This window comes from Phenylobacterium sp. SCN 70-31, from assembly GCF_001724605.1.
Lineage (GTDB): Bacteria > Pseudomonadota > Alphaproteobacteria > Caulobacterales > Caulobacteraceae > Phenylobacterium.
This window is the reverse complement of sequence record NZ_MEEX01000058.1, coordinates 1-6,708: the sequence shown is the minus strand read 5'-3', so window position 1 is coordinate 6,708 and position 6,708 is coordinate 1. Positions and strand designations below refer to the sequence as shown.

The following is a 6,708-nucleotide window of genomic DNA, read 5'->3' as shown; positions in this document are numbered from 1 at the left end:
ATCGAGAACGCGCACAAGCACATCGAGCAGTGGGAGCACGAGCATCCCGGCGAGAAGCTGAAAGGCGCCGAGCACTGGCGGGTGGTCACCGAAGCCGCCACCCAGGTGGGGCCGGCGCTGTTCCTCAGCCTGGTGATCATCACCTTGTCCTTCGTGCCGGTGTTCACCCTGCAGGCGCAAGAAGGCCGGTTGTTCAAGCCGCTGGCCTTCACCAAGTCCTACTCGATGGCCGGCGCGGCCATCCTGTCGATCACCCTCGTGCCGGTGCTGATGGGCTACCTGATCCGCGGCCGGATCCCGCCGGAGAATTCGAACTTCCTGAACCGGGGGCTGACCGCCCTCTATCGGCCGGCCATCAATTGGGTGCTGAAGCACCCCAAGAAGACCTTGCTCGCCGCGCTCTTGGCCTTCGCGACCACGGCTTGGCCGCTCACCCACCTGGGCGGCGAGTTCCTGCCGGCGATGAACGAAGGCGACCTGCTCTACATGCCGTCCGCCCTGCCCGGCTTGTCGGCGGCGAAGGCCTCCGAGCTGCTCCAGCAGACCGACCGGATGATCAAGACCGTACCGGAGGTGGCCACCGTCTTCGGCAAGGCGGGGCGCGCGGAGAGCGCGACCGATCCAGCCCCGCTCGAGATGTTCGAGACCGTGATCCAGTTCAAGCCGCAGAGCCAGTGGCGCAAGGGCATGACGCCCGACAAGCTGGTGGAGGAGCTCGACAGCAAGGTGAAGGTGGCGGGCCTGACCAACGTTTGGGTGCCGCCGATCCGCAACCGGCTCGACATGCTCGCGACCGGCATCAAGAGCCCGATCGGCGTCAAGGTGTCCGGCGCCAATCTCAGCCAGATCGATGCGATCGCACAGCGCATAGAGACCGTGGCCAAGACCGTTCCGGGCGTCAGCACAGCCTTTGCGGAACGGCTCACGGGCGGTCGCTATGTGGATGTGGACATCGATCGCGCCGCGGCGGCCCGTTACGGGCTGAACATCGCCGACGTGCAGGACATCATCGGCGGGGCCGTCGGCGGCGAGAACGTCGGTGAGACGGTCGAGGGCTTGGCGCGTTATCCGATCAATGTGCGTTACCCGCGCGAGATCCGTGACAGCCTGGACGAGCTGCGCGCGCTGCCGATCTTCACGCCCTCCGGGCAACAGATCACCTTGGGCACGGTCGCGAAGATCGAGGTGGCCGAGGGGCCGCCGATGCTCAAGAGTGAGAACGGCCGGCCTTCGACCTGGGTCTATGTGGACGTGCGCGGCCGCGACCTGGCGTCGGTCGTCAAGGATCTGCAGGTGGCGGTCGCGCAGGATGTCAAGGTTCCGCCGGGGATCAGCCTCTCCTATTCGGGACAGTTCGAGTATCTGCAGCATGCGGTGGAGCGCCTGAAGATCGTCGTTCCGGCCACGCTGCTGATCATCTTCGTCCTGCTCTACATCACCTTCGGCCGATGGGATGAAGCGGCGCTCGTCATGGGGACCTTGCCCTTCGCGCTCACCGGCGGACTGTGGACGCTCTACCTGCTGGGCTTCCACCAGTCCGTGGCGACGGGCATCGGATTCATCGCCCTGGCCGGTGTCGCCGCCGAATTCGGGGTCGTCATGCTCATCTACCTCAAGCATGCCTTGGAAGCGCGCGGACCCAACCCCACCCGACAAGATCTCGAAGACGCGGTTCGCGACGGCGCGGTGCTTCGGGTCCGCCCGAAATCGATGACGGTTGCGGTGATCATCGCCGGCCTGGCGCCCATGCTCATCGGTCATGGCGCCGGCTCGGAGGTCATGGGCCGCATCGCCGCTCCGATGATCGGCGGCATGCTCACCGCGCCACTCCTTTCGATGCTGGTCATTCCGGCAGGCTATCTGTTGCTACGCCGCAGACGCCTTTAGCGGGGCCGCTTCTCCCTTGCTCTGGTCGCTCGCAAGGTTAGACTCGCCGCTTGATCCGGCGCCGAGCTCGGACCGTAAATCTGGGGGGTTATTTCAGTGAACCGTTTCACGGCTATGGCGCTTGCGCTCGTTCTGCTTCCCGTCACAGCTCAAGCTCATGTCACCGTCTCGCCCAGCGAGTCCACGCCCGGAAAAACGGAAACCTACACGTTCAACGTACCTACCGAGGGCAAAAGCCCGACGACGACGGTCGAACTTGAGGTCCCGCCTGAAATGACCATCGTCTCTGTAAACGGTCCGGAGACCGCGTACACGCTGACCAAATCAGCGGACCGAATTGTCGGAGTCACCTGGCGCGTCAATATTCCGCCAGGCGGGCGGCAGCAGTTGGTGGTCGTGGCGCGGAATCCAACGGAGCCGAGCTTTGGCGTGCAGTGGAAAGTCCATCAGCGCTTTGCCGATGGAACCAGTGCGGATTGGATCGATGCTCCCCCTGCCCGCCCGGCGCCGCGCACCCGCGTCTTACCCAAGTGAGCGCTCGCGCATGACCACTGGACGCGGCCGAAGCCGCGCCCAGGTCATCGCCGCTACCGATGTGAATCCTCCACGATGGGCGCCGGAGCGTTCAATCCGGTCGTGAACTTGGAATTCCCCGGACGCCAGTGGACGCGATCACCGCTCGTGCTGGCGCAGGCGCTGATCGTGACGAGCAAAAGCGCACTCAAAGCCGTCAGAATAATCTTCATGATGTTCTCCTGAGACATTGCGGCCAACGGACGCCGGCCGCGTTTGAACGGCCGCCTTCAGGCGGCGAACGTCGTCTCAAGGATGGGCGGTCGAAGCGGCGGAACCAGGCGGAGCCCATGCGGATCGAGCCGCGACGGCGTCAGCCAGGCGCTCGACCCAGTGTCCGCGGCGTGGTCGAAAATCATTGCGGAGCACAAGGCGGAGACCGAACAGTGGCAGGACGAACCGGTCGCAGGAAGCAGTTTGCAGTCCACGAGCGGGCAGTGGCAGGGCGCTGATGCGGCACACGGACATTGGGCCGCGCGGTTCACTGAGAAGGGCACGCTGACGGCGAACGTGAGGATCGCCGCCACGAGGACGAAGAACCGTAGCCGCTCCATGTTTGAAGTATAACAAAGCTGCCCGCGCAGCGCGACTCAGATCGAGAAAGTTGGGCGCAATACGACCCATCGACATGAAGGCATCCGAAAGCCTCGGACGGTGGCGACGCCCAGCCATGCTTTGACGGGGTCATCCTCGACGGCTCATGGCCTCCCGGGCGCGAGACGACGCTCGCGCACGCCGGCTAATCAGGCCCCATGTGTCGCGAAGACCTGGGTCCGTCCAGACCGATCCAAGAGCAGCAGAGTGTCAAATCTCTCCGCTGGACGGTCGGGAACTTCCATGCCCGGAGAGCCGATCGGCATGCCCGGCGCCGTGAGGCCGAGGGCTTTCGGCTTTTCCCGCAGCAGTCGCGCGACATCGTCCGGGGGCACATGTCCTTCGATGACATAGCCGCCGATGACCCCGGTGTGACAGGAGGAGAGTTTGAACGGCACGCCATAGCGGGCGCGCACCGGCGCCAGATCCTCCAGCTCATTGATCGTCGGCGTAAAGCCGGCGCGAGTCATGTGGGCCACCCAACCCTTGCAACAGCCGCAATAGGGCGTCTTGTAGACGACCAAAGTCTTCGGATTGGCTGCGCGGGCGCAACTGCTCACCAAGAGCGCAGCGGCGCCGGAGACAAGAAGACCGCGCCGATGGAACGCCGGGGAAATCATGTTGTCTCGTCCTTTGGCTAGATGTCGGGAGGCTGTGATCCGGGCGCCATGGCCGCCCGCGAGCCGGGCGCGGGCCACAGGCGGTCAGCTCGGCGCCGGATCCAGGTTCGGGCCGGCCCCTCAAACAAGTAGTGCACGGCGAACGCCGCAAAAAGTGTGAGCGCGAGCAGGCAGGCGATCTCCCACCACGCCAGCACATAGGCGCTCGGGCGCTGCGTGAGCGCGGAGTTGACGCCCTTCCATCCGATCAGGATGGGCATGTGAACCAGATATAGCGCGTAGGAGGCCTCGCCACTGGCCAGCATCCAGGGCTGGGCAAGCGCACGATCGGCGCTCGCTTTCGAGAGCAGGCCCAGGCTGAGGATCAGGGGCCCGGCGGCGGCCACGACGATCCGGTCGTCCGCCTTGAGGTGCATTAGCGCCAGCAGGGTGATGGCCGACAGCCAAGACGCGCCGATCGCTGATCGCCGCGTAGGCCGCAGCCGCTGTCCCAGTCGGTAGAGACCAATACCGTAGAGGAATTCGGGGATGATCCGCAGCACGCCCATGTTCAGTTCGGCGTGGACCACCACATCGCCGAACACCGCCTGATAGGTCAGATCCAGCACCAGGAAGACCAGCCCCGACAGGGCGAGCAGGACCCAGGGCCGGCGCGCGAGGACCAGGCCCACCCAGGCGAAGGCGGGGAAGGCGAGATAGGCGAACCATTCGGCGGACAGCGACCACGACGGTCCATTCCATTCCGCCACGACCGTTTCGGGCAACCAAGCGTGCACCAACAACAGGGTCGTGAGCAACCCGAGCGGATTGTAGAGCCTGTGATCATACTCCGCGCCCATCAGGGTCGCCGCGCCGACCATCACGAGGACAAAGGCCAAGACGGCGACGTGCGCCGGATAGACGCGTGCGAAGCGCGCCGCCAGGAAGCGTCGGTAGTCCAGCCGCCGTTCCTCCAGCGTCTGACGGTAGGCGTGAGTAAGGACAAACCCCGACAGGACGAAGAAGGCGTCGACTCCGAGCCGGGCGCGATCAAGAAGGCCCGTCGATGCCATGGAGTCCCAGGGCCACTGGAGTTGATAGTGGAAAAGCACCACCCCGAGGGCCAGCGCAAAGCGGACCGAGGTCAGCGCTGGCAGATTGTTCGGGAAGGGCGTCAGCGGTGAGCCTTCTCGTCGAAGCGGCTTATCTGATCCCATGCCGGTCCCCCGCCCTGCTTCTCTATATACGCGCCGGGTCGAGCCCGGCCCTCAGGCTAGCTGAAGCAAGAGCGCACAGCCCAAACAACGGCGATGACCAGAGCCTGGGACGGTGGGCGAGGGTCCCCAATGCGGCGCGCCTCGGGCTGGTAAGCCTCTGGCGGCTTGCGCTGGGGACTTAGGAGCCGGGCCTCTGATCGATAGAGGCAGCCTGCGAGACCTTGCCGAGGCGAACCCGCCGAGAGCCCCCGAAGGTTGGTCCGGAGGCACGCAACAGGAGCAGGACGATGCCGGTCACCACCGTGGGCGAATGCGGCGGTCAAGATCAGAGGGTAGTAATAGTGGCGCGAGACCCCGAAGTTCATGATTAGGCGACCGGCGACTCAGCCGACCACCTGGATCGCGACAATCAAGGCGATCCATTTGTGCAGTTGAAGCGACAGGCGCGGCACAATTCCCCCGATTTTGGGTTAAGAGTTGCGCCTATCGCCTCAACATTGCCGAGGCGCTTCCCCTACGAACTGCGGAGCTAGAAGAAGGCGCGAATACCCACGACGAAGCTCGTCGCTTCGGCGTCTTCGCCGAGCGCGCGCGCATAGTCCGCGGTCTTGCCGAACTTCCGGTCCCAGGAGACGCCGATATAGGGCGCGAACTCCCGACGCACCTCATAGCGCAGGCGAAGCCCGAACTCAGCGTTAGACAGGCCAGAGCCGGTCCGCGTCTCGGCGGTGTTCTGCGCGGCGAAATTGAATTCTGCCCGCGGCTGCAAGATCAGGCGGTTGGTCAGCCGCACGTCGTAGGCGCCTTCGATGCGCCCGAGGAGTTCGCCCTTGTTGGAGAGGAAGGCGGCGCCCTCGACGTCGAACCAATAGGGGAAAAGGCTCTCGAAGCCCACGGTCGCATAGGTCCGGTTGCGCGGTTCAAAGTCCTGCCGGATCCCCACCTGGACATCGGTGTAGACGCCGACCGCGCGGGAATAGAGCGCCTGCAGCTCGGCGGCTTCGACGCCTTCGCCGCGGGTCCCCTCCCCTTCGCTCTTGAGCACGAAGCGGTTGATGTCGCCACCAAACCAAGCTTGGCCGTCCCAAGTATAACCATCCGCGCCCTTGCGCGCCTGGTATTCCGCCAGATTGGTCATGAACTTCGAGGTTATAACCGCGCCGTGCTCGCGGCGCAGTTCCGCAACAGCGCTATCCATGGCGGCCGGCGAGAAGAAGCGGTCGGCCGCCCGGTCCGTCGGCGGCGGCGGCGGCGGCGTCTTCGGAATGTCGGCTGTCGCCACCGGAGCGCTGTTCATCCCCGCCATGCCGGCATGATCGGCGGGTGCGGCCTGCGCCGGCGTCGTCATCCCTGGCATGGCGCCATGGTCCTGCGGCGCGGGAGCGGCCGGCATGGTCATGCCCGGCATGGCGCTGCGATCTGCCCCCGGCGACGGGGCAGGCATCGACATCCCTGGCATCGCCGAATGGTCCATCGGGGCTGCGCCGCCCGGCATGGTGTGGCCGGCATGCGCGTCGGCGGCCGCCGCCGGCTTCGCGGGCGCCTTTGGCGACGCGGCACGGCGGGCCGGCGCCGCTGGCTTGGCCTTTGCCTTCGGTTGGGCTTTCTGAGCCGGTTTTGACGGCTCGGCCGGCATGGCCATGCCCGGCATGGAGGAATGGTCCATAGTCTGCGCCGTGACAGGTGACGCCAACGCCAAGGGGACCAGCGAGATCAGAGCGAGCCGGTTCATGCGGCGGCTCCGTCGAGCGGCCGCACGCTGAACACTTGGAACATCCCGCCGTGCATGTGGTAGAGCATGTGACAGTGGAAGGCCCAATCTCCCGGATCCGCCGTGA

The 6,708-nt window shown here is 65.4% G+C and carries 7 protein-coding genes; 2 read left to right on the top strand and 5 right to left on the bottom strand.

Annotation, left to right across the window (positions count from 1 at the left end; translation table 11 throughout):
- Together ABS78_RS23605 and ABS78_RS23600 are read left to right on the top strand one after the other, a co-directional pair.
- A partial coding sequence (locus ABS78_RS23605) for a CusA/CzcA family heavy metal efflux RND transporter (RefSeq protein ID WP_293385594.1) occupies positions 1-1,887 on the top strand: 1,887 nt, incomplete at its 5' end.
- Positions 1,888-1,983: 96 nt separating this feature from the next.
- Entirely contained in the window at positions 1,984-2,421 is a 438-nt protein-coding gene (locus ABS78_RS23600) for a DUF1775 domain-containing protein (protein WP_293385591.1), read from the top strand.
- Positions 2,422-2,474: 53 nt separating this feature from the next.
- Here the strand turns inward: ABS78_RS23600 and ABS78_RS23595 are convergent, their stop codons facing one another.
- The 5 genes from ABS78_RS23595 to ABS78_RS23575 all read right to left on the bottom strand — a co-directional run.
- Positions 2,475-2,633 carry a hypothetical protein gene (locus ABS78_RS23595; protein ID WP_293385588.1) on the bottom strand — a complete coding sequence of 53 codons (159 nt, stop codon included), beginning with the start codon at positions 2,631-2,633 and terminating at the stop codon, positions 2,475-2,477.
- 570 nt (positions 2,634-3,203) lie between these two features.
- Complete coding sequence (locus tag ABS78_RS23590) at positions 3,204-3,674, bottom strand: DUF411 domain-containing protein (protein ID WP_293385585.1); 471 nt, start codon at positions 3,672-3,674, stop codon at positions 3,204-3,206.
- A gap of 17 nt (positions 3,675-3,691) precedes the next feature.
- On the bottom strand, positions 3,692-4,870 hold the full coding sequence (locus tag ABS78_RS23585; RefSeq protein ID WP_293385582.1) for an acyltransferase: 1,179 nt from the start codon (positions 4,868-4,870) through the stop codon (positions 3,692-3,694).
- A gap of 529 nt (positions 4,871-5,399) precedes the next feature.
- A complete protein-coding gene (locus ABS78_RS23580; protein ID WP_293385579.1) occupies positions 5,400-6,602 on the bottom strand; it encodes a copper resistance protein B in 1,203 nt (400 codons plus the stop codon).
- A partial coding sequence (locus ABS78_RS23575) for a multicopper oxidase domain-containing protein (RefSeq protein WP_293385597.1) occupies positions 6,599-6,708 on the bottom strand: 110 nt, incomplete at its 5' end. The genes ABS78_RS23580 and ABS78_RS23575, both read right to left, overlap by 4 nt.

Bases quoted from the DNA above. Each gene is read 5' to 3' on its own strand.
- ABS78_RS23595 (WP_293385588.1), bottom strand. From the start codon at position 2,633: ATGAAGATTATTCTGACGGCTTTGAGTGCGCTTTTGCTCGTCACGATC.
- ABS78_RS23590 (WP_293385585.1), bottom strand. From the start codon at position 3,674: ATGATTTCCCCGGCGTTCCATCGGCGCGGTCTTCTTGTCTCCGGCGCC.
- ABS78_RS23585 (WP_293385582.1), bottom strand. From the start codon at position 4,870: ATGGGATCAGATAAGCCGCTTCGACGAGAAGGCTCACCGCTGACGCCC.
- ABS78_RS23580 (WP_293385579.1), bottom strand. From the start codon at position 6,602: ATGAACCGGCTCGCTCTGATCTCGCTGGTCCCCTTGGCGTTGGCGTCA.